This is a genomic window from Bacteroides sp. OM08-11, from assembly GCF_003438665.1.
In the GTDB taxonomy this organism is placed as follows: domain Bacteria; phylum Bacteroidota; class Bacteroidia; order Bacteroidales; family Bacteroidaceae; genus Bacteroides; species Bacteroides cutis.
The window spans coordinates 129,909-152,688 of the sequence record NZ_QSTJ01000006.1 but is presented as its reverse complement, the minus strand read 5'-3'; the positions used below and the strand labels follow the sequence as shown (position 1 = coordinate 152,688).

The window sequence follows — 22,780 nt, the reverse complement described above, 5'->3', positions numbered from 1 at the left end:
ATGTGATTATGAAAAAGCATTTTTTCTATGCAGCAATGGCTCTCGCAGTATTGAGCAGCTGTTCTAAGGACAATGATCCGGCGGTAGCTCCCAATCCGGATGACAACAACACCAAGCCGGCAGCCATCGAACTGGGCATCAACGCCCCGTCGGTAAGTGTAAACACCCGTTCCAGCGGTACGGTAGGCGGTATGACGGACCAAACCAATCTGTGGAAAGGGCAGACCTTGCATGTCGTGGCTTACGACAAAGGAACGACCAACAAGACAACAAACAGTGAAAGTACAACCGAACCGAAAGAGTATATCTTTAATAATCTGACTTTCAAGGCACCGACCCAGACATGGGATGGAACTCAATCAGGAAATGAACTGCAAGGCGGTAAAAGTATCTATATCCTAAAAGACCAAAGCACCATCCAAGCCGTATATTACAACCCTACCGGCAACATGGACTTCTACGGGTATCATATAGACGATTTATCAGCTAACCTTGACGACGCTACCAAAACTGTAACTGGAATTACCATTACAGGAGCCGAGGACTTGCTGGGTGCAAAAACCAAAGAAGTAAGCGAAGCCAATTATCCCGGTGTACAAGCAGGTGACATCACCGCATTCAATGCAGCCGATCCGGAAAGAGGCTTCAGCGCATGGGCTGCACGTAGAGGCATACAGCCTATTCTGGAGTTCAAGCACTTGCTCACCCGACTGACTTTCTCTGTTACCGCAGCAAAAGCCGACGCAGCAAAATACTATTGGGATGCAACAGCTGGCGGAGGTTCAGGCGCATGGGTAGAGAACAAATCAGCAGAAGCACAAGCTGAAGATCAATCCAGCACTGCCGTTGAAGTTGTAAGTATCGCCATCAAAAACGTCAAGACAGGTATGAATATTGTTCTTGACGGAGTAGAAGGGGGAAAAACATATCCGTATGCAGCCGCTACAACAGAATCAGCTACGTCAGATTTAGCTTTGCAAGAACGTAGTGGAGATGCCATGCAAACCTTGACAGCCACCGCTCCCGTTGCTTTCGACGCTTCAGGTGAAGACCACTCAGGTTCTTTCCCTGGAGGAGCCGACACGTATTCAACCAAGACTCCGGTAGGAGAAAGCTTGATGATTCCGGAAGGAGACACTGAATTGACACTGGAAATCAAACTCCGGCAGAAAGTTGTCGATACAGAAGGATATCCCACTGGAGATAACAAAACTTACAAAATTAAAGAAGGTACCGTAAATTATACATTGCCATTCAGCAGTGTTCAAAATAAAGTAGGAGAACAAACCGTATTCACAGCCGGATACTCTTACAACGTAAATATCAAAGTATTCTCTTTCGAAAGAATCGATATTACAGCAGAACTTGCTAAATGGGTATCAGGTGGCGACTTCGACATTGACGCCGAATAATCCCTGCCATTTTCCTGCATAGCACGGAAACTATTCATGTCACAACGGGCGTAGCCGGAGTCCCTCTTCTCCCTGCGCAATCAAGGGAGAAGAGAACTTCGTCCGCCCGATATGACAACACCCTTTTTCAAAGATAACAAGTATTCCCTATGGGGAAATGACGTTCTCCACCAACGGCAACTCCGTTCCCCCTAAAGGGAACGACGGTTTCTTACTGTGGGAACGACAGTTTCCCTCTATGGAAACGACAGTTTCTCCTTAAGGAAACGGGAGTTTCCCTTCGAAGAAACGGGCGTTCCCTGCAAGAGGAAACGCGGGTTTCTATTAACAGAAGATAAAAAACACATGTTTTACGACTAATAAACTCATTACTCAAGATTATGAAAAAGAACATCTGGATATGGGCATTGGCAGCCACCACATTGACGACAGCCTGCTCGCAAGACAATGACCCCGTCGGTGAAGAACCGAAACAAGAAGTCACCGACAACGACTGGATAAGTCCGGACGGACAGGTAGTAATACAACTGGGCGGTACGGACAACACGGCAGCCGATGCAATCATCACACGTGCACCGATAAAGGATGACGGAAGCAACTTCTTCTACGACCTTTCCGGTTCCCTCACAAATCCCAACACCGTAGGTATCCTTGCACTGGCCTCGGACAAGGCAGGATGGAGCGATACAGACAATTACGGCATTTTGCTGAACAACATCGAAGGTATCGGCAGCACCGAGAAGAAATCGAAGGCAGACGGTGCCCAAAAAGACCAACTCAACAAAATCACGCTGAAAGGAAAAACGACATGGGGCGGCGTGTACTACTACCCAATGAAAATAAAATATAACTACGACTTCTACGGATATGCACCTTATGTGACAGGCGAAAGCGTGAGTGCAACAGATTCCAAGATTTCGTATACGAACTTCAATGGTTCACAGGATATCATGTTCTGCAAAGCTTCGGCACAGGACATACCGGCGGGCGCCATCTATACAGACGACTCCCAAACCATGAACACGGAGGTGTTGAAAGGTTATAACGCCAAATACATCCGCCAACTGAAGTACCACAAACAGCTGAACTCGGGTGGCAGTACCGGAAAAGAAGACTACCCCTGGATTCCCAACCTGGCCTTCGAACACCAACTGGTATGGTTGAAATTCTCCGTAGTAGTGGCTAAAAACCAAAGCGATGCCGACAAGGCCGCAGTTGCCGGACAACTAACGGTAAAGGACATCAAGCTGAAGGCCCATCCCACCACTGTGGATTTGGACTTACAGGCAGAAAATGCCAACAGACTGGTATGGGGATCCGGAACCCAAGACTTACCGATACTCAACCCCGACAACGATGCTGTTGTTACCGAAGCTTTTGTACCGGAACAAACAGAAACACCTACCATAAGAGGTTATCTGCTCGTGCAGCCACATACAACCTACACCGTAAGCCTGACCGTAGTTCCCAAAGCAAGCGACAATGGTGTACAGCCCGAAAGCCAGACATTCGATGTGGAACTGAAAAATGTTGGAAAAGGCTTCGAAAAAGGCAAGAGCTACAATATCCGCCTCGGCATCTACGCCCTGCAGGAAGTAGAAGCTACCGCTGAACTGATTCCTTGGGGTGCTGACGAAACAATCGACATTCCCGTAGAATAAAAGAGAACAAACTATCAAGTAATGAGTAAACAAATAGTAAACATATCCTCTCTCTTAAGTTTCATGCTCCTGTTGTCAGGATGCGGACAAGAAACTTCATTGGTTCCCCTCCCCGGTAACGGGGAGCAGGAACCGGTGGAGATTCGCTTGAACGCAAGTCTGGCAGAGATAAGTGTGGAGGTGACGCGCGCCGATGCCACTATGTTGATGCCCAATGGTAGTAGGATAGGTTTATACGGTATGCGAAATTCCGGCGACTTGCCAGGAAACAATCCCTACATCGATAACTGGGAGTTTGTTACAGACGCAGATGGAGCAATGAGTAATCCGGATCACGCCAAAGTCTACTTTCCTGCCGGAAGGGAACAGGCATTTCTCTATGCCTACAGCCCCTATACAACATCGGTAAAGGTGATGGCGGATGGTAAGGTAGGTATCCCCGTAAAAAGCGATCTTGCCGACAACCCTACTGAGAGTCCTTGGAATACCGAGCCTTGGACACATGCAGCCACCGACCTGCTCTATGCTTACGATGACCCTATTCATCACTACAGACTGCCCCTTCCCGATAATCCTCTCAATGAAAATGCCTATTTCATTTTCAAGCATGCTTTGGCAAAGCTGAACATTCTGGTATCTACCTCTTCTGCTACTGAAAGCTATCAGTTGAACTCCATCGCCGTGACCTTCAGTAACGGACAGTATGGCTACATGAACCTGACAGATGGTAAAATAACCCCCGAAGCTTCTTCAACAAAGACTTTTACCGTAGGTTATGATCCGTCACAAACCATAATCAGTAACACCACTGATCAAGCACAGTTTTCTCACATCGTAATTCCACCCGCCACGATTACCGATAATGCCATAGAAGAAATAAAAATAACCGCCAATGGTACGGAATACATCGTGTATGAAGCTACAAGCGGTCCCGTCATCACCTTGACAGCCGGTATGCAAAAAACATTACATATCAAGTTCAACCCTGATAATCAGGCCCATTCTTCATTGATAGATTGGGATAATGATGTAAATCAAGATATTGATTATAATAGATAGAAAGAAATGAAACCGAAACAGATCCTCCTCCGTTCCATGCAACTGGTGTTTGCCACGCTGCTCTTGCTCTGCGCCGCCCCTGCCCTGCATGCCCAGCAAATAGCGATAAAGACCAATGGACTGATGCTTGCCGCTATGGCACCCAATGCGGGTTGTGAATTTGTTGTGGGCGAACGAAGCAGTATCGACCTGTCCGCTTTCGGTTCTGTCAACATCTATGGCAACAAAGCCAAGATACTGGGGTTCCAACCCGAATACCGCTATTGGTTCAACGGTCGTCCCATGACTCGCGAATATGTAGGTATAGCAGCTCTGGGTACCACCTACGACATCACATGGGGAGAACAAGTTTATAAAGGTGACGCCTTTGGCGCAGGTATTACTTTTGGTTATGCACTCAATTTGAACAAACGTCTCAATGTGGAATTTTACGGAGGCTTCGGTGCCGTATACTTCAATCAGAAACAACATTACAAAACCGACAATCTGGACGATTATGTTGAAAACGGCGTGACGCAAGCCAACGCCAACGGATATAAACTGTTGCCAATAAAGCTGGGAGTGTCAATTTCGTACATACTAAAGTAACTGTAAATAGAACAGTGAGAGTTATGAGCTAAAAAATATAAAAGGATATGAAGGAATTGGGTAAAATTCTATTTTGTATGGCTATGGCTTTTGTTACGCTTCAAACAACGGTGGCGCAAGAAATCTCCATTGTTTCAGGTAAAGTACTGAACTTGCCCGAAGGCGAAAAGAAAGCACGGCCATTTCCCGTAACAGAAAAGGTATATGTATTCGCCTTCAATACGGTGGCTGCCGCACGCGACGCCTTGAAACAACTGGAAGGCGGAGGAGGTACTATGATGTCTGATGCTGATGCCGTGGCAGGAGCCGATGGATATTACGAGATACGCGTGGCCGAAACCGGTGCGCTCATCTTCCGCGTAGCGATGAAAAGCGAACTGCGCGAAGTGAACTACAAACAAACGATCGATCTTTCCATTGACGGTGGTATCGCCCTGGACGAGGTAGAAGTTGTAGCTGAAAGCAAGAAACCGCAACCCAAACCTGTAGCAGGCAAAATTGTAGGTAACAAACTCATTGTGGATAATTCCATTGGTATACCCAGCAACTACGGAGCACCCAACCGGCGGCTTATCATGCAACCATACGTAGTGGATTGCACTACGGAGGACACGGTAAGTTATATCGAACCTACCGTGATAGACGGTGAAGAATATGGCCTGACGCAAGACCGACGTATGGCCTATAATATGAAAAACGATAAACTCGCCGCCTTCATCAGCCAACGTCGTACCCTCAACGAAGAACGTTTCGACCTGACTGTGAAAGATTCAGTACCCATACCCGATCCAAGACGCATATACAGCGTACTCACCAAAGTGATCATTGCCGACTACACCCACCCCACCTATATGGACGAATGGAAACTGACGACTTGCAAGATAAAGCGTCCTCTACAATTTCTGGAATTCTCATTCCCCGACTTTGAACTAGACCCCGATAAATATAAAGAAACTCCCCGGCGCGAACGACGCAACACTGCCGGAAACATATCACTTACTTTCCTTGTGGGGAAGGCGGAACTTGATCCTGAAGACTCTACCAATATCGCCCAGATGCAGAAACTGCAAACCGATTTGATGAATATTGTCAATGGAGAAGGAACCACCCTGAAAGAATTCAAGATTACAGGTATATCTTCTCCCGAAGGACGTTATGCCAGTAACCTGGATCTTGCCCGAAGACGTACCGCATACGCCCTGCAGCAAATCACCTCCGTTATTCCACCCGAGAAATGGAAACGGGTATTTAAACATCCCAACGAAACACGCGTAGCCACTTGGGACGAAGTGGCGGACTTGCTGGAACAAGACAGTTTAAAGGCCGAAGCCGCCGACATCAGGGCGATCACTCAAAAATACAAAAATCCGGACGCACAGTTTGCAGCTGTATCACGACTCCCCTACTACGCCACCGTTATCAAAGACCGGTTACCTAAGTTGCGTACCGTCCAATACGAATACAAGCATGAGATCTTCCGTGAACTGAATCCTGACGAAATTCTGGAACGTTACAAAAATGACCCTGACTACCGGGACGGCAAGAAGTCGTTTACCCGCTACGAATACTGGCACCTCTTCCAGATGGTGAAAGATCCGAAAGAAGCGGAAAAGATATTCAGGCGTGCTTACAGGGAGACTATGGCTTACGACCTGAAAGGGCAAGAAAAGCCATGGATACTTGCCGCCAACAATCTTGCCGTGGCGCTTCTGCGGCGCGACACTTTCGACGTGGATGTACTGAAACCGCTGATAGACATCACCCGCAAAGTGAACATGATAGATACTTTCAACGACGGTATCAGTGTGATAAAGACAGAAGTAAACCCCGAAACAATCGTCGCCAACCAATTGGCAATGTACATACGTGCCTACAACTTTGAAGATGCCAGTATCCTGGCCGACAAATTGCCCGACACCGAACGTTTCCAGATGATCAAGGCTTTTGCCAACTGTCTGGGTGGATATTATGATTACCGGGGAGCAGCCAATATAAAAGAATCTGAAGAACGGAAAAAGGTATTCCAACAAGTAAAAAACTCCTCACCCATGAACAATGTCGTAATGTGTATGGCCATGGAGACAGACCCATACAACCGGGAAGCTGAAACAGCTCTGGACTCCATCCCCGACAGTTCACTGAAGCAATACTTGAAACTGGTACTTTTCATAAGAAGCAAGAAACTATACGAATGGAGTTACGACAATGCATTGGATTTTGACGAAGCGTGTAAAATACTGGACGCCATTATCCAGAAAGATAAGAAGTTCCACAAAATAGCTACCAATGACGGTGAAATCAGTAAGGAATTCATGGATTATTTTGAAGAGGGAGGATGGAAACTCTATTAAACGTGAAGATTGAAGTATAAGATATGAAACATAAAAACATATTGGGGAGGATGGGGAAACTAATCGCATTATTTTGCGGAATGTTGTTGACGGGAACAATACCCGCTGTTGCACAACAACCGAAAGAGCCGATATCACCGGAGAAGCAAAAACAACTGGAAACGCAATCCGAACAGCACCGTGACAGCACAAGTACGGACAATACCGGTTTCGACGCCACACAGGAAATATTTTCCAAACGTTACCGCCATCCCGATGCCGTACCTTTTGACACATTATGGAAAAACAATGTCTATATTTCCCTGTTCGGAGGTATGGATAAGATGGTACCGCGCGGTAGCGCCGACTTCAGTACAGGTCCCATCGGCGGCATTGCCGCTAACTGGCAGTTTGCACCCTCACACACTGTGAGAGCATCGCTACTTGCCGGGAACCTCGCCCGGAAAATAGACAACGAGACATTGCGGCGGTTCGGCTTGCAACTGGACTACTTGCTGAATGTAACCACTTATACAAGCGGTTATAATCCCGGACGCCTTTTTGAGTTCCTGACCGTGGCAGGTATCGGCTACCAATATTCCTCACTGGCAGGTAATGCGGAACATGTAGGTGAATTACATCTGGGCATACAACTGAAGCTACACCCCACAGCGCAAGTAGACTTTTTTATAGAGCCACGTTTCACCGTTTTAAGTGACGGAATAGATCACTCTTTCCAAAAAAACTGGCATAAATATGATATGACCTACGGTGCCATAGTGGGCATGAATTACCGTTTCAAGGCATGGAAACCTTTCGGAAAAATACGTACACTTGAAGGAGATAAATTTCCAGATAACACATTCATCAGTTTCGCTGCCGGCGGACAAATACAGGCATCACGCTTAACTGACGAAATAGGGTTGACGAACTCCATCGGGCCACATTTCAGCCTGTCCGTGGGAAAGTGGCTGATACCTGCTTTTGGCCTAAGGTTATCTGGTTTTAAATCAGCCGATACATGGCATAAAAAGGTACTTGTAGCCACCGAAACCACTCCTCAAGAAGAATTCTATGAAATGTCAACGTATATGGGTGGACGTCTGGAAGGCATGTTGGATGCCACATATTTCTTCAATGGACGCCAAACCGACCCCAAGTTCTCTATAAATCTGCTGGCTGGTGGAGAACTGGGACTTATCAGAAAAGAAAGCGGATATCATCCCGCCAAAGGGGGATATACGGGTATCACGGGTGGCATGCAGTTGAAGTACAAGCTGTTCAACGATGTATCGTTGTTCATAGAACCGCGTACCACAATGGCTTCATATTCTTTAAAAACCAATGAAAAAGTGGAGAACAGGTATTTGGCAAAGAAATATACGGATAATCTGTTCAATATCAATATAGGTATTGAAATACGCAGGTCGAATGAAGAAAGCCGGATGGCTCGTTCGCTATCTTTAGAAGACTTTAAACCTTCTTTCTTCGTCAGTGGTTCAGCAGGCTTTACCATCCCGGTGGAACCTAAACGTTACGAATTGAAACGTCATTTCAATTATCAGGCAATGTTGGCGGCAGGACGTATCTTCACTCCTATCTCATCGGCACGGGTGGCGGTAGATTTTAGTCCGTTGTCCGTAGACATGAAGGGGGGAGCAGCCAGTTACAATATGGTAAGCGGTAGTGTAGACTATCTGTTGAATTTAAGTAATCTGATGATGGGATTCGATGCCGAACGAAAGTACGACGTACAACTATTGGCGGGCTTGGTAGCTTCCATGAGGTTAGCTCCGTCAGACGAAGTGTCTGACGAAGACATGAATAAAAGCAAGTTATTCATGGGAGGAGAGTTGGGAGTACAGACATCTTACAAGGTCAGTTCCCGTTTCAAAGTCTTTCTGGAACCATTAATACGAATCTATGGTAAAAAACTGTTGAAACAAAGTAGTATCCAAGGTACCGACATCGTAATAGCGCTACGTGCAGGCACATGCTTCTCATTCTAAAGGAAGTATGCTTCATTTCAGCATCTCATCAATCTTCTTAACCAAAGAAGCAAATTCTTCAGGATTATACAGGCGGGTAAGAAAAACAATGCGGCCTTCCTTGTCAATCAGCACATTCCGGGTGATACCCGCTTTACGCAATGCATATTTGGCAAATATATCCGCTCCGGGATCCAGTCCCAAAGGATAAGTAATGCCGGTAGATTTACCAAAGGCAATCACTTTATCCAACGGCTCATCGCGGTCAATCCCGATCAAGGCGAAATTAGGGTTGGACTTATGCTTCTGCCAAATATCTTTTTCAATGAAAGGCATCTCTTTCCGGCAGACGCCACACCAACTGGCAGTAAATTGCAACATCACCACTTTTCCACGAAGCTCGGAGAGTTTCACAGTCTTGCCGTCGGTCAACTTTACGGTAAAATCGGGAGCCATCTGCCCCACTTTTACGATATAACCAGTATCGTCCGCCTCCTGGGCCATAACCGCCATGCTACACAATGCAAACAGGCAGAATACTAATAATCGGATTTGTTTCATTTGCTCAATCTTTAACGGTTTATTTCATAACGCAAAAGAAACGAATTAGGGGTAACAAAACAAATAGGATATAAACACTTTGCGAATATTTAACTTGTATACTTACAAAGAGGATGTCAAAAGTCCGATAACGCTATCAATATAGTAGCCTACTCAAACTTTTGACATCCTCTTTCTCCTTCCCAGATAATCAGATATTAGGTTTGATATCCAGCTTTACAGGCTTAATCATATTTTCTGGTTTCAGAATTGTATCCAGGTCTTCTTTTGAAAGTATATTATGCTCTAAAACCAGTTCGTAAACCCCTCTGCCGGTTTCAAGCGCTTCCTTGGCAATCTTAGTAGAGTTTTTATAACCGATAACAGGATTAAGCGCCGTAACTACACCGATACTGTCATGTACATGCCGGCGGCAAACTTCCTCATTGGCAGTGATGCCGTCAATGCAAAGAGTACGCAAAGTATCGAAACCGTTCATCAACAGATCGGCCGACTCAAAACAACATTGCGCCATAACGGGTTCCATAGCATTCAGCTCCATTTGCGCCGCTTCACCACTCATAGCTACGCAAAGATCATTTCCGATTACTTTGTAGTCTATCTGGTTCATTACTTCAGGGATAACCGGATTTACCTTGCCCGGCATAATGGAAGATCCCGGCTGCATGGCGGGAAGATTGATTTCTCCCAAACCGCAACGCGGGCCGGATGCAAGCAAGCGAAGGTCATTACATATCTTGTTCATCTTCACCGCCACCCTTCGCATCGCCGAAGAATAGCCGACAAGGCAAGACGTATCGGATGTGGCCCCCACCAAATCACCGGATAACTTAATCTTCAGTCCGGTAATCTTCTGCAAAGCCTCCACGCATTTTTCGGCATATCCGGGTTCTGCCGTAATTCCTGTACCGATGGCGGTAGCTCCCATATTAACGGTAAGAAACTCCTCTGCCGCAAAATTGAGGTTCTTTATTTCATCGCGCAAGATACTGGCAAATCCGTTAAATGTCTGTCCGAGAGTCATCGGCACGGCATCTTCCAACTGTGTACGCCCCATTTTGATGATATGCTTGAACTCTTCCGCTTTACGCTGGAATGCGTCGATCAGTTCCTCAAAATGTTTCATCAACTTGAGATGAGTATAATACATTCCTATATGTATAGCAGTGGGATATGCATCATTAGTAGACTGAGAGCGGTTTACATGGTCATTGGGTGAACAATACTGATACTCACCACGTTTATGTCCCATAAGTTCGAGAGCGCGATTGGCAATAACTTCATTGGCATTCATGTTGGTAGTGGTTCCGGCTCCTCCTTGAACCATGTCCACCGGAAACTGTTCGTGATGCTTGCCGTCGAGTATTTCCTTACAAGCTTTAAGAATGGCATCCCTTTGCTCACCGGTAAGCAAGCCAAGGTCGAAGTTTGCCATAGCCGCCCCCATCTTGGTGATGGCAAGAGCGTTGATAAATAATGGATATTCGTTCAGATGAAATTTACTAATACGAAAATTTTCGATACCCCTGAGGGTTTGCACTCCGTACATAGCATCTTCGGGTATTTCACGGCTACCGATTAAGTCACTCTCTGTACGTGTTCCTTTTAATAAGTTCTCTTCCATAATATATATTAATTAACAGTTATTCATTGTGTACTTCTAAATAATAACCAAAGGTAAAACAATTTGTTTTGTAAGCGATACGGCTTATCAATAAGTTAATAAACTTTAACCGTACAACAATTATACACATTATACTATATATATTGTGACAAAATGAAACATACACTCTAAAATTTCCCAAGGTCTTATTTTTGTAAAGAAAGACTTCATTTAGTAAATATACGCTAATTTCAGTAAACACTTTAACTTCTTTTTTTGTTATATAAAAGATAATTTCAGAACTTAGCCACCCGCAAAAACAATGTTGTCTTTGTATAATCTTAATTTGAAGAATATATGATATTACAATTACTATTCGTTCTAACAGCTATTATCATCGGTGCACGTTTGGGAGGTATAGGCCTTGGAGTGATGGGAGGCGTAGGTTTGGGGATACTTACCTTTGTATTCGGCCTGCAACCCACAGCACCGCCAATTGATGTGATGCTGATGATTGCCGCCGTTATTTCCGCGGCTTCCTGCATGCAGGCAGCCGGAGGACTTGACTATATGGTGAAGATAGCCGAAAAGCTGCTACGTAAAAATCCATCCCATGTCACCATCCTCAGCCCCATCGTAACTTACTTGTTTACTTTTGTCGCCGGAACGGGGCATGTAGCTTATTCCGTTCTTCCGGTGATTGCCGAAGTGGCGACGGAAACCAAAATACGCCCCGAACGCCCGTTGGGAATTGCGGTTATCGCTTCGCAGCAAGCCATTACGGCAAGTCCCATTTCTGCTGCTACGGTTGCGTTACTCGGTTTATTGGCAGGCTTCGACATTACATTATTCGATATATTGAAAATCACTATCCCGGCAACTATACTCGGCGTACTGGCAGGTGCATTGTGCTCCATGCGCGTAGGTAAGGAACTGGTAAATGATCCCGAATACCAGAAACGTCTGGCAGAAGGATATTTCGACGGTAAGAAAGTGAAGATTGACGATGTGAAAAACAAACGCCATGCCATGTTATCGGTACTTATATTCATCCTCGCTACCGTCTTTATCGTCCTTTTCGGCTCACTCGAAGGCATGCGTCCCTCCTTCCTGATTGATGGAAAAGTGGTCACTCTGGGCATGTCTTCCATTATAGAAATTATCATGTTATCGGCGGCAGCCATTATTTTATTGGTAACCAGAACCGATGGTATCAAGGCAACGCAAGGTTCAGTGTTTCCTGCCGGAATGCAAGCCGTCATTGCCATTTTCGGTATCGCCTGGATGGGCGACACGTTCTTGAACGGCAATATGACTCAACTTACCGCATCGATTGAAGGCATTGTACGCCAAATGCCGTGGCTGTTTGGGGTCGCACTGTTTGTGATGTCCATCCTGTTATACAGCCAGGCGGCCACCATACGCGCGTTGGTACCGTTGGGCATTGCCCTGGGCATATCACCATACATGCTCATAGCCATGTTTCCGGCAGTAAACGGATATTTTTTCATCCCGAACTATCCTACTGTAGTGGCTGCCATCAATTTCGACCGTACCGGAACAACCCGGATCGGTAAATACGTACTGAACCACTCCTTTATGATGCCGGGCATGGTCGCTACGGTAGTTGCCATTGTTCTGGGATTGTTATTCATACAAATATTCTAACCAATATACTTCAACCTATTTTTTAATTTAAACAATTAAGTTATGAAAAAATTCAAAAGACTTAGTGTGGTAGCTGTAATGCTACTGTTTTCTGTAGCGGCAGTTTTCGCGCAGCAAAAGCCCAATATCCATATTCTTGCAACCGGTGGAACAATTGCCGGAACAGGAACGTCTGCCACTGCGACTAACTATACAGCCGGTCAGGTAGCCATCGGGACACTGCTGGACGCCGTACCCGAAATAAAGAATATCGCTAACGTTACAGGCGAGCAAATCGTTAAAATCGGTTCTCAAGACATGAATGATGAAGTCTGGCTTATCCTCGCAAAGAAGATTAACCAACTCTTGAAACGTTCGGATATCGATGGCATCGTTATTACTCACGGAACCGATACCATGGAAGAAACCGCTTATTTCCTTAACCTGACGGTCAAGAGTGATAAACCGGTCGTTCTGGTCGGAGCTATGCGTCCCTCTACAGCCCTTAGCGCCGACGGCCCCCTCAACTTATATAATGCCGTTGTGGTGGCGGGAGCAAAAGAGTCTAAAGGCAAAGGAATTCTGGTAGCTATGAACGGAAGCGTGCTTGGCGCTACAAACGTGGTGAAGATGAATACCGTCGACGTACAAACGTTCCAGGCTCCTAATGCAGGTGCGCTCGGTTATGTTTTGAACGGTAAGGTAACGTACAATATGTCATCCGCAAAGAAACATACCACCCAGTCCGTTTTCGATGTAACCAATCTGAACTCACTTCCCAAAGTAGGCATCGTCTATAGCTATTCAAATATTGAAGCCGACATGGTTACACCTATGTTGAGCAACGGCTATAAAGGTATCATTCATGCAGGAGTAGGCAACGGAAACATTCATAAGAATATATTTCCGGTTTTAATGGATGCGCGCAAAAAAGGTATCCTCGTTGTCCGTTCTTCAAGAGTGCCCACAGGACCGACTTCACTGGACGCCGAAGTGGACGACGCGAAATATCAGTTCGTAGCATCCCAGGAATTAAATCCCCAGAAATCACGCGTCCTGTTGATGCTTGCATTGACCAAGACCCATGACTGGAAGCAAATTCAGGAATATTTTAATGAATACTAAAATCGATATCCGGAAATGATGAAGAAACTAACATTCATACTCCTGATGGCAGGCTGCATACAGGGAATACATGCCCAGGATACGGAGAAAAGTGACAGGTTCCTTGGGAATAAAACCCTGTTTGAAGAACTTACTAATGTGGAAAAGAAACAGGATAAGTTTAACTTATTCCTCAACATGCAGGGAAGTTTCGATGCCAATTTCCGCGATGGCTTTGAACAAGGAGCCTTCAAAATGAGACAACTTCGTATCGAGGCGAAAGGTAATATCAACAGTTGGCTCTCATATCGGTACCGGCAACGCCTGAACCGTTCGAATGACGGTAGCGGAAACATAGACAACCTACCTACCTCTATTGACTATGCAGGTATCGGAATAAAGTTAGGCAAAGGATTTTCCCTCTTTGCCGGTAAACAATGCACTGCCTACGGAGGTATAGAGTTCGATTTAAACCCCATCGACATATACGAGTATAGCGATATGATCGAGAATATGAGTAACTTCATGACCGGTTTGAATATCGGCTACGACATTACTCCCAGCCAACAACTGAACTTACAGATTTTGGATAGCCGCAACGGTTCCTTTAACAGTACCTATGGCGTTGAGACGGTAGAAGGTGAAACTCCTCAACTGGAATCGGGCAAACTGCCGCTTGTCTATACCCTGAACTGGAATGGTAACTTTAATGACGTGTTCAAAACACGTTGGTCTGCTTCCGTCATGAACGAGGCAAAAGATAAATACCTCTATTATTATGCGCTGGGTAATGAGTTAAATCTGGACAAATTCAATATGTTCCTCGATTTCATGTATTCCAAAGAAGGGGTCGACCGTAAAGGAATTGTCACAAGGATGACAGGTAAAATGGATGGGCACAATGCTACCGATGCCGGTTATATGTCATTGGTAACCAAGTTAAACTATCGCTTTTTACCTAAATGGAATGTCTTTGTAAAAGGAATGTACGAAACCGCCTCTCTTACCAAGAAACATGGAGATTTAGAGAAAGGGAAATACAGTACATCCTGGGGATACCTTGCCGGTGTAGAGTTTTATCCGATGGAAATCAACCTGCATTTCTTCCTGACTTACGTAGGACGTTCATATGACTTTACAGCCCGTGCCAAGGCACTGGGACAAGAGAATTATTCAACAAACAGAGTATCGGTTGGATTTATATACCAGTTACCTGTATTTTAATAGGACAGCTTTTCTTACAAGTTTATGTATATAAAAAAACTCCGGAATAACTTAATAAGCTATTCCGGAGTATTCTTTCGAGGTACCTGGCAGATTCGAACTGCCGTACACGGTTTTGCAGACCGCTGACTAAGCCACTCATCCAAGGTACCAGTATTTCTTGTTTGCGGATGCAAAGGTAGTACATTTTTTTAAACTACCAACTATCCACAGCAATTTTTCTTTGTTTCTTTTGGCTTCCCACTACACTCCGCACGTTTTTTATCGTACAATTGCTTTAATTCACAGCCGGTTACACAATTCTCGCATGGATTACGTTTTTCCTTTACCCGCCGAAAAAAAGAATAAATGCTCTGACCAATCCGAAAAGCGCATAACAGCAGCACCAATACAACTACCCAATTTTGCCAATTGCTCATATAAACAAACCTCCTATCTGATAAATAGTAAAAGATACTCCCCACGCCAATAAAGTAGTATATACGGCTGTAAACAATGCCCACTTCCAACTGCCCGATTCTCCCTTAATAGCCGCCAGCGTGGCAATACATGGAAAATATATCAATACAAACACCATGTAGCAAAAAGCGACCAGAGGGGTAATTGGAATACGTTGTCCCAAACTCACAGTGTCTACCTCAGCATCATCGGCATAAAGTACCCCGAGCGTACTTACCACCAATTCCTTAGCCCCCACACCGGATAGAATGCCAATACCCAGTTTCCAATCGAACCCCAAAGGTTCAATAACCGGCTCCACCGCCTTACCAATCTTACCTATATAGGAATTTTCCTGTTGCTCGGCAACATCTTCATAGGTATCATGATTGGGATAATAACCCAAAGCCCATATCACAACAGAAGCCACCATTATAATCCCTCCCATCTTACGCAGATACTGTGCACCTTTCTCCCATGTATGCCTGAAAATAGACTTAGAAGTCGGTATACGATAAGGAGGCAATTCCATAACAAATGGCGTATCGTCTCCTTTCACCAAAAAACGGCAAAAAAGGCGTGCCATAACCACAGCCAGCAAAATACCGATAGCATAAATTGTTAACAAAACCAGGCTGGCATTGTTCGGGAAAAAAGCTCCTACCAACAACAAGTAAATAGGCAGACGGGCACTGCATGACATCAATGGATTAATGAGCATAGTTACCAGACGACTCTTACGGTTCTCGATAGTCCGTGATGCCATAATTGCCGGAACATTACAACCAAATCCCATAATCAACGGTATGAAAGATTTACCATGTAACCCCATCTTATGCATTATCTTGTCCATAATAAAGGCAGCACGAGCCATATATCCCGAATCTTCCATCAGCGAGATAAAGAAATAGAGAATTAAGATGTTGGGTAAAAAAACAATAACACCACCTACACCACCTACAATACCATCGACCAACAAAGCCTTCAACGGTCCTTCGGACATATTGTTACGGATTAAGTCTCCCAACTCTCCAACTAACCATTCAATACCTTGCATAGGATAATCACCTAAAATGAAAGTTCCTTCAAACATCAGATACAGGAAAAGAAAAAAGATAGGATATCCCCACACACGGTGCGTTACAATAGAGTCTATAACACGGGTAACATGTGCCGTATCTTTATGATTATCGGTATACGTCTCACGTAATGCACCAGATATAAAACCATATTTGGCATCGGTTATAGCCTGCTCACTCTCTTCATTAATCACATTACGGAGACGCAGTTCCTCCCGGTCGCGAACTTCAAGAATTTCTTTTCCATTGGAAAATTCCCGTACCACCTTCTCCAAATCTTCATCATTCTCCAAAAGTTTGATAGCCAGAAAACGGGTGGAGTATTTATGACGTATATTCTCGTTGACGCTGATGACACGCTTTACCGTATCGATGCTTCGTTCCAGTTCCGGTCCGTGATTGATATGGATATGGCGATAAAAGCCCCTCGGATGATCTTCTTCCTCTTTGTGAGTACCAAAATCATGGTCGGGAACATATTCTTTATGCCAGTTACGTAAATCGTTTAATATCTCAGCGCGTACCTTCCCTTTCTTGTCAAGGAAGTCGCCCCCTTCGTAAATACCGATAATTGCATGGAACAACTGCTCAATCCCCTTTCCGGTACGACTGACGGTAGGCAACATCGGAACCCCGAACAGTTGTCCCAACTTTACATAATCCAACGTATTGCCACTGGCGGTCAATTCATCGTACATATTAAGGGCAATCACCATACGCACATTCATATCAATCAATTGAGTCGTGAGGTAAAGATTACGTTCCAGATTAGAAGAATCGACTACATTGATGATAATATCCGGCGTCTCGTTAATGATATGCTGGCGAACATATATTTCCTCTGGCGAATAGGCTGAAAGAGAATAGGTACCGGGAAGATCGACAATGCGGAAATGATAACCCTGAAAGTCAAAGTAACCTTCTTTAGCATCTACAGTAACGCCACTATAATTGCCCACATGCTCGTGTGAACCGGAAGCAATATTAAACAGGGATGTTTTACCGCAATTCGGATTTCCAACCAAAGCTACATTAATGGTACGGCGTTTCCCCAGAGCAAGACGTTTCAATTCATCTTCTCCCAAAACCATGTCTTCACTTAATCCTTTATGATAATCCAGTTGCAGGTCCAGTTCCTTTATCTCATGCTCACTTATAATCTCTATCATTTCGGCTTCTTGCCGACGTAGGGATATCTCATATCCCATTACTCTATATTTGATAGGATCTCTTAACGGAGCATTCAACAAAACCTCCACGGTCTTTCCTTTGACAAACCCCATTTCCACAATACGTTTGCGGAAACCACCGTGTCCTAGCACTTTTACAATTACCCCTTTTTCACCGGTTTTCAATTCGGATAAACGCATAGTTTTCTGCCTTTCTATATTTTGGACGCAAAGATAAAAATTATGTTCGCACGCAACAAATAATTTAGAATGTTTTTAAATAAGAGAGTATAAGTGATTATCAGAAAGAATAATTTATCTTTGCAAAATAGAAATACATTTTAGCAAATGGAAATAAGAAAAGTAGCACAATATATTGAGCAAGAACGACTCTTCGACAAGAGAGATAAAATTCTCGTAGCACTAAGTGGAGGAGCAGACTCTGTGGCCTTGTTACGCTTATTACTATCACTGGAATATACCTGTGAAGCCGCCCATTGCAATTTCCATCTTCGTGGTACAGAGTCTGACAGAGATGAAGCATTTGTTCGCCATCTCTGTAAAGAATTGCAAGTAAATTTACACGTCATTCATTTTGATACGAAGAAAATTGCAGAAGAACGACATATCTCCATCGAAATGGCGGCACGCGAATTACGTTACAATTGGTTTGAGAAACTCAGGAAGGAGTGCCACGCGGCGGTTATCGCCGTTGCCCATCATCAAGACGATAGTGTTGAAACTTTCCTCTTGAACTTAATTCGTGGAACAGGCATCAACGGTCTGAAGGGAATACGTCCCAAAAATGAGCGTATTGTCCGACCTTTGCTTTGCACAGACCGCAAAGAAATCATGGGTTATCTGGAACACCTCCAACAAGGTTATGTAACAGACAGCACGAATTTACAAGACGAATACACCCGAAATAAAATCCGCCTGAACATACTGCCGTTAATGCAAGAAATCAATCCTTCAGTAAAAGAAAGTATTCTCACTACGACGGAACACTTGAACGATACCGCTACCATATATAAAAGAGGTATAGAAGAAGGAAAGTTACGGGTACAAAACTTGAAAGGTATCCATATCGAAACCCTAAAACAAGAACCCGCACCGGAAACATTACTGTTCGAAATACTGTATCCTCTCGGATTTAATCCGGCCCAAGTGAAAGATATCTACCGTTCATTAGACGGACAACCGGGTAAATCATTCACCATTCCCGGATGGCGTGTAGTCAAAGACCGTGATTATCTACTTATTGAACCTTACAAACCAATCACCCAACCGATTCTTCAGATAGAAGAACATCCCTACACTCTGGATTTTGTAATCCCTCGTGACAAAGACATAGCTTGCTTTGATGCGGAAAAGCTGTTATCTCCTTTTTTGCTCAGATTATGGAAGCAAGGAGACGCCTTTGTCCCTTTCGGCATGAAAGGACGAAAAAAAATAAGCGACTACCTGACCGACCACAAATTCTCTCTCCTGCAAAAAGAACAGCAATGGGTACTTTGTTGTGGTGAAGATATCATCTGGCTGGTAGGCGAACGAACGGATAACCGCTTCCGTATAGATGAAAACACACATAGGGTGATAGTGATAAAAGTAATCAGTTCCGGCACCTGATTTATAATCTTTTATCATTGTATGAAGAAAATGATTTAACCATTGGTAATCAATACACAACGTAGGATATATTCAGTATATAACTAAATAAAATTCAATATACACCCCTATCTGCTACGTCCATTAAACGTAAACATCCTTATACATCTTTTTCAAAATGGTATTTACACGATGATCCGGTTCTCTTTGGGCTTTTTGAAGCAATCGGACAGCAGTGCAGCAAACGGAGTATCGTATGTACGTGCCTTTTGCGGACATCCCTTCACACAAGCACAGCACTTGATACATTTCTCGACAAGCGTATTACATTCATCCCCTTTCAAAATAGCACCCGTAGGACAATGCTTCACACAATAACCACAATGTGTACAAAGTTCCGCATCCACTGCCGGAATGCGAGGCAAAGGTACACCGCTTTTTCTTAGTTTGATTACTTTACGCAGAAAACGGAAAAGGGGAAAAAACGGTTGGCGGGGACGTTGAATACGATTCACATCTACCGCATACAATCTCTCCATATCAACCGCAGCTTCTATTTTGATACGGATCTTTTTCCCGAAGTCTTCGGCATATTTCAAATCATCCACATCAGGGCGACCTGCCGCAACCGGATTTTTTCCGGTACTATAAGAATGCTCACCTATAAAAGTCGCTCCCGCTATCACTTTAAAACCACGTTCGGACACAAAAGCATCCAATTCTGCCAATGCTTTCTCGTAAGCACGATTACCATAAACTACCACCACTACGGCAGGAGCACCCGCCGCATGTATCTCTTTCAGACGTTCTAAAGCCAATGGAGCTACCTTTCCGCCATACACAGGAACAGTAATTACAACCAATGTATCCCGAGGGATTTCCAATTTATCAACAGCATGCAGAGTCAAGTCAGTACTTGTAACCTTAGAAAAGCCGATACCGCGAACAATTGTTTCGCCCACTTGTTTAGAAGTATGGGTAGGCGAAAAAGTAATCAAATGAGCTTCGTATATATTCATAATGTATTCTTGATGATGAAGCAAAGATAAACTTTTAAAATTAAAAAAATGACGATTTATTTATGAAAACAAAAATATTTATTACCTTTGCGCCATTGAAACATTCTGTTACTCCCTTACTGAGGTGAGAGGTTGTAGGTCAGATTTCCGGTTCAATAATAAATAATCCCTATTAAATCATATTTATAAGGTAAACTTGCCTAAATAAGTAAAAACCATTCACATATATACTGTATGTATAATATCATCCAATTAAACGACAAGAATTTGTCGGAATTGCAAACTATTGCCCAAGAATTGGGTATCAAAAAAACAGACTCATTGAAAAAAGAAGAACTCGTTTACAAGATACTCGATGAACAAGCTATTGCCGGAGCAACCAAAAAAGTAGCAGCCGACAAACTGAAAGAAGAACGCAAAGGGGAAAGACAAAAGCGTTCTCGTGTAACTGTAAAAAAAGAAGGAGCAGATAAAGTATTCTCAGCCAATAAAAACGGAGACCTCACTAAAGCTACCGAAACACCTGCTCCACAAGAACAACCCAAAGTAGCCGAAGTTAAAGTAGAGCCTGCTACAGTGGCTGTTACTTCTGTAGTAACAGAAACAGAACCGGTAGCTGTTCCTAAACGTAAACCGGGACGTCCACGTAAAGTCAAGCCCGAAGTAGTTGAAACAATAAAAGAGACTCCGACAGTTATAGAAAAAGACCCAAAAACTGAAATCGTAGAAAAAAAAGAAGAAAAAATTATCGTACCGGATGAGAGTCTTATCCTGGCAGAAATAGAAAATGATTTTATTCCTATCGAAGAGCTCCCCACCGAGAAAGTGGAATTACCTTCAGAACTCATCGGTAAATTTGAAGCTACCAAAGCTGAAATACCTGTACCTACAGAAGTACAACCTCAACGTCCCCGCCCTCGTCCTCGCGAAAACAACGCTTCATACAATAACAACAACAATAATAACCGGAACAACAATAACCAGCGTCCGGCTCAACAACGCCCGGTATTGCAAAACAATAACGATACTCACGCGATGCCCGAACGCAGACCGGTAGTGGAACGTGAAAAAGCATACGAATTTGATGATATACTCACTGGAACAGGTGTATTGGAAATTATGCAGGATGGTTACGGTTTTCTCCGTTCTTCCGACTATAACTACCTTTCTTCTCCGGATGATATTTATGTTTCTCAATCACAAATCAAGTTGTTCGGATTGAAAACCGGCGACGTAGTAGAAGGCGTTATCCGTCCGCCCAAGGAAGGTGAGAAATATTTCCCGTTGGTAAAAGTATCCAAAATAAATGGACGTGATCCGGCTTTTGTCCGTGACCGTGTACCCTTTGAACATCTTACGCCGCTTTTCCCGGATGAGAAATTCAAACTCTGTAAAGGTGGATATTCCGATTCACTGTCTGCACGTGTAGTAGATCTCTTTGCTCCTATCGGTAAAGGTCAACGCGCCCTGATTGTGGCCCAACCCAAAACCGGTAAGACTATCCTAATGAAAGATATAGCCAATGCCATCGCAGCTAATCATCCGGAAGTTTATATGATTATGTTGCTTATTGACGAACGTCCAGAAGAAGTTACCGACATGGCACGTACTGTTAATGCAGAAGTTATCGCCTCTACTTTTGACGAGCCTGCTGAACGCCACGTAAAAATTGCCGGTATTGTCTTGGAAAAGGCAAAAAGAATGGTGGAGTGCGGACATGATGTCGTTATATTCCTCGATTCTATCACCCGTCTAGCACGTGCTTACAACACGGTATCACCCGCTTCCGGTAAAGTTCTTTCCGGTGGTGTGGACGCCAATGCATTGCATAAACCCAAACGTTTCTTCGGTGCGGCACGTAACATTGAAGGCGGTGGTTCATTAACGATTCTGGCTACTGCCCTGATTGATACAGGTTCTAAAATGGATGAGGTTATCTTTGAGGAATTTAAAGGTACGGGCAACATGGAATTACAACTCGACCGTAATTTGTCTAACAAGCGTATATTCCCGGCTGTTAATATCGTTGCTTCCAGTACGCGTCGTGACGATTTACTACAAGACAAGCAAACATTAGACCGTATGTGGATTCTCCGCAAGTATCTTGCAGATATGAACCCGATAGAAGCAATGGACTTCGTAAAAGATCGTTTAGAAAAGACAAAAGACAACGACGAGTTCCTGATGAGCATGAACAGTTAAACTATAGAAATAATATCCTAAAAAAGAGCGGAATAGTTAATAACTTTTCGCTCTTTTTTTATTACTTTTGCCACTATTATAATATTTT

Annotated in this window: 16 protein-coding genes and 1 tRNA gene; 11 read left to right on the top strand and 6 right to left on the bottom strand. The window is 44.1% G+C overall.

From position 1 onward, the window contains the following. Window positions 1-8: 8 nt before the first annotated feature. The 6 genes from DXC10_RS12030 (at window position 9) to DXC10_RS12005 (ending at window position 9,059) form a co-directional block, all read left to right on the top strand. Complete coding sequence (locus DXC10_RS12030; protein ID WP_117737927.1) at window positions 9-1,412, top strand: fimbrillin family protein; 1,404 nt, start codon at window positions 9-11, stop codon at window positions 1,410-1,412. A 380-nt stretch (window positions 1,413-1,792) separates the two neighbouring features. Further along, entirely contained in the window at window positions 1,793-3,073 is a 1,281-nt protein-coding gene (locus DXC10_RS12025; protein WP_117737926.1) for a fimbrillin family protein, read from the top strand. A gap of 21 nt (window positions 3,074-3,094) precedes the next feature. Then, window positions 3,095-4,132, top strand: coding sequence for a fimbrillin family protein (locus tag DXC10_RS12020; protein ID WP_101543235.1), 1,038 nt, complete (start codon window positions 3,095-3,097; stop codon window positions 4,130-4,132). Window positions 4,133-4,138: 6 nt separating this feature from the next. After that, entirely contained in the window at window positions 4,139-4,720 is a 582-nt protein-coding gene (locus DXC10_RS12015; RefSeq protein WP_233519940.1) for a DUF3575 domain-containing protein, read from the top strand. A gap of 47 nt (window positions 4,721-4,767) precedes the next feature. Then, complete coding sequence (locus DXC10_RS12010) at window positions 4,768-7,071, top strand: hypothetical protein (RefSeq protein ID WP_233519939.1); 2,304 nt, start codon at window positions 4,768-4,770, stop codon at window positions 7,069-7,071. 23 nt (window positions 7,072-7,094) lie between these two features. Then, complete coding sequence (locus tag DXC10_RS12005) at window positions 7,095-9,059, top strand: outer membrane insertion protein (RefSeq protein ID WP_233519937.1); 1,965 nt, start codon at window positions 7,095-7,097, stop codon at window positions 9,057-9,059. 12 nt (window positions 9,060-9,071) lie between these two features. Here DXC10_RS12005 and DXC10_RS12000 read toward each other — a convergent pair whose 3' ends face one another. Together DXC10_RS12000 and DXC10_RS11995 are read right to left on the bottom strand one after the other, a co-directional pair. Further along, on the bottom strand, window positions 9,072-9,599 hold the full coding sequence (locus DXC10_RS12000; RefSeq protein ID WP_101543234.1) for a TlpA disulfide reductase family protein: 528 nt from the start codon (window positions 9,597-9,599) through the stop codon (window positions 9,072-9,074). Between the two features lie 190 nt (window positions 9,600-9,789). Next, window positions 9,790-11,223 carry an aspartate ammonia-lyase gene (locus DXC10_RS11995; RefSeq protein ID WP_101543233.1) on the bottom strand — a complete coding sequence of 478 codons (1,434 nt, stop codon included), beginning with the start codon at window positions 11,221-11,223 and terminating at the stop codon, window positions 9,790-9,792. 336 nt (window positions 11,224-11,559) lie between these two features. Here DXC10_RS11995 and DXC10_RS11990 point away from each other — a divergent pair, with 336 nt between their 5' ends. From DXC10_RS11990 to DXC10_RS11980, 3 genes are read left to right on the top strand one after another with little or no spacing between them, the layout of a single operon-like run. Beyond that, on the top strand, window positions 11,560-12,870 hold the full coding sequence (locus DXC10_RS11990; protein WP_101543232.1) for an anaerobic C4-dicarboxylate transporter family protein: 1,311 nt from the start codon (window positions 11,560-11,562) through the stop codon (window positions 12,868-12,870). 42 nt (window positions 12,871-12,912) lie between these two features. Further along, window positions 12,913-13,974, top strand: coding sequence for an L-asparaginase 2 (ansB, locus tag DXC10_RS11985; protein WP_117737925.1), 1,062 nt, complete (start codon window positions 12,913-12,915; stop codon window positions 13,972-13,974). 18 nt (window positions 13,975-13,992) lie between these two features. Next, the gene (locus DXC10_RS11980; protein ID WP_117737952.1) at window positions 13,993-15,177 is read left to right on the top strand and encodes a porin; all 1,185 of its coding nucleotides are present in this window, start codon (window positions 13,993-13,995) and stop codon (window positions 15,175-15,177) included. Window positions 15,178-15,257: 80 nt separating this feature from the next. Here DXC10_RS11980 and DXC10_RS11975 read toward each other — a convergent pair. The 3 genes from DXC10_RS11975 to feoB form a co-directional block, all read right to left on the bottom strand. Further along, a tRNA-Cys gene (locus DXC10_RS11975) sits at window positions 15,258-15,329 on the bottom strand. Window positions 15,330-15,380: 51 nt separating this feature from the next. Continuing rightward, on the bottom strand, window positions 15,381-15,596 hold the full coding sequence (locus tag DXC10_RS16575) for a hypothetical protein (RefSeq protein WP_101543230.1): 216 nt from the start codon (window positions 15,594-15,596) through the stop codon (window positions 15,381-15,383). Further along, window positions 15,593-18,064 carry a ferrous iron transport protein B gene (gene feoB / locus DXC10_RS11965; protein WP_101543229.1) on the bottom strand — a complete coding sequence of 824 codons (2,472 nt, stop codon included), beginning with the start codon at window positions 18,062-18,064 and terminating at the stop codon, window positions 15,593-15,595. The genes DXC10_RS16575 and feoB overlap by 4 nt, the downstream gene beginning before the upstream one ends. Window positions 18,065-18,211: 147 nt before the next feature. Between feoB and tilS the strand changes: the two genes are divergently transcribed. Further along, window positions 18,212-19,492 carry a tRNA lysidine(34) synthetase TilS gene (gene tilS / locus DXC10_RS11960; RefSeq protein ID WP_117737924.1) on the top strand — a complete coding sequence of 427 codons (1,281 nt, stop codon included), beginning with the start codon at window positions 18,212-18,214 and terminating at the stop codon, window positions 19,490-19,492. A 164-nt stretch (window positions 19,493-19,656) separates the two neighbouring features. Here the strand turns inward: tilS and DXC10_RS11955 are convergent, their stop codons facing one another. Next, on the bottom strand, window positions 19,657-20,490 hold the full coding sequence (locus DXC10_RS11955; RefSeq protein WP_101543227.1) for a 4Fe-4S binding protein: 834 nt from the start codon (window positions 20,488-20,490) through the stop codon (window positions 19,657-19,659). A 234-nt stretch (window positions 20,491-20,724) separates the two neighbouring features. Here DXC10_RS11955 and rho point away from each other — a divergent pair, with 234 nt between their 5' ends. Next, window positions 20,725-22,692, top strand: a complete 1,968-nt coding sequence (rho, locus tag DXC10_RS11950) for a transcription termination factor Rho (protein WP_101543226.1) — start codon at window positions 20,725-20,727, stop codon at window positions 22,690-22,692. Window positions 22,693-22,780 lie beyond the last annotated feature (88 nt).

Bases quoted from the DNA above. Each gene is read 5' to 3' on its own strand.
- DXC10_RS12030 (WP_117737927.1), top strand. From the start codon at position 9: ATGAAAAAGCATTTTTTCTATGCAGCAATGGCTCTCGCAGTATTGAGC.
- DXC10_RS12025 (WP_117737926.1), top strand. From the start codon at position 1,793: ATGAAAAAGAACATCTGGATATGGGCATTGGCAGCCACCACATTGACG.
- DXC10_RS12020 (WP_101543235.1), top strand. From the start codon at position 3,095: ATGAGTAAACAAATAGTAAACATATCCTCTCTCTTAAGTTTCATGCTC.
- DXC10_RS12015 (WP_233519940.1), top strand. From the start codon at position 4,139: ATGAAACCGAAACAGATCCTCCTCCGTTCCATGCAACTGGTGTTTGCC.
- DXC10_RS12010 (WP_233519939.1), top strand. From the start codon at position 4,768: ATGAAGGAATTGGGTAAAATTCTATTTTGTATGGCTATGGCTTTTGTT.
- DXC10_RS12005 (WP_233519937.1), top strand. From the start codon at position 7,095: ATGAAACATAAAAACATATTGGGGAGGATGGGGAAACTAATCGCATTA.
- DXC10_RS12000 (WP_101543234.1), bottom strand. From the start codon at position 9,599: ATGAAACAAATCCGATTATTAGTATTCTGCCTGTTTGCATTGTGTAGC.
- DXC10_RS11995 (WP_101543233.1), bottom strand. From the start codon at position 11,223: ATGGAAGAGAACTTATTAAAAGGAACACGTACAGAGAGTGACTTAATC.
- DXC10_RS11990 (WP_101543232.1), top strand. From the start codon at position 11,560: ATGATATTACAATTACTATTCGTTCTAACAGCTATTATCATCGGTGCA.
- ansB (WP_117737925.1), top strand. From the start codon at position 12,913: ATGAAAAAATTCAAAAGACTTAGTGTGGTAGCTGTAATGCTACTGTTT.
- DXC10_RS11980 (WP_117737952.1), top strand. From the start codon at position 13,993: ATGAAGAAACTAACATTCATACTCCTGATGGCAGGCTGCATACAGGGA.
- DXC10_RS16575 (WP_101543230.1), bottom strand. From the start codon at position 15,596: ATGAGCAATTGGCAAAATTGGGTAGTTGTATTGGTGCTGCTGTTATGC.
- feoB (WP_101543229.1), bottom strand. From the start codon at position 18,064: ATGCGTTTATCCGAATTGAAAACCGGTGAAAAAGGGGTAATTGTAAAA.
- tilS (WP_117737924.1), top strand. From the start codon at position 18,212: ATGGAAATAAGAAAAGTAGCACAATATATTGAGCAAGAACGACTCTTC.
- DXC10_RS11955 (WP_101543227.1), bottom strand. From the start codon at position 20,490: ATGAATATATACGAAGCTCATTTGATTACTTTTTCGCCTACCCATACT.
- rho (WP_101543226.1), top strand. From the start codon at position 20,725: ATGTATAATATCATCCAATTAAACGACAAGAATTTGTCGGAATTGCAA.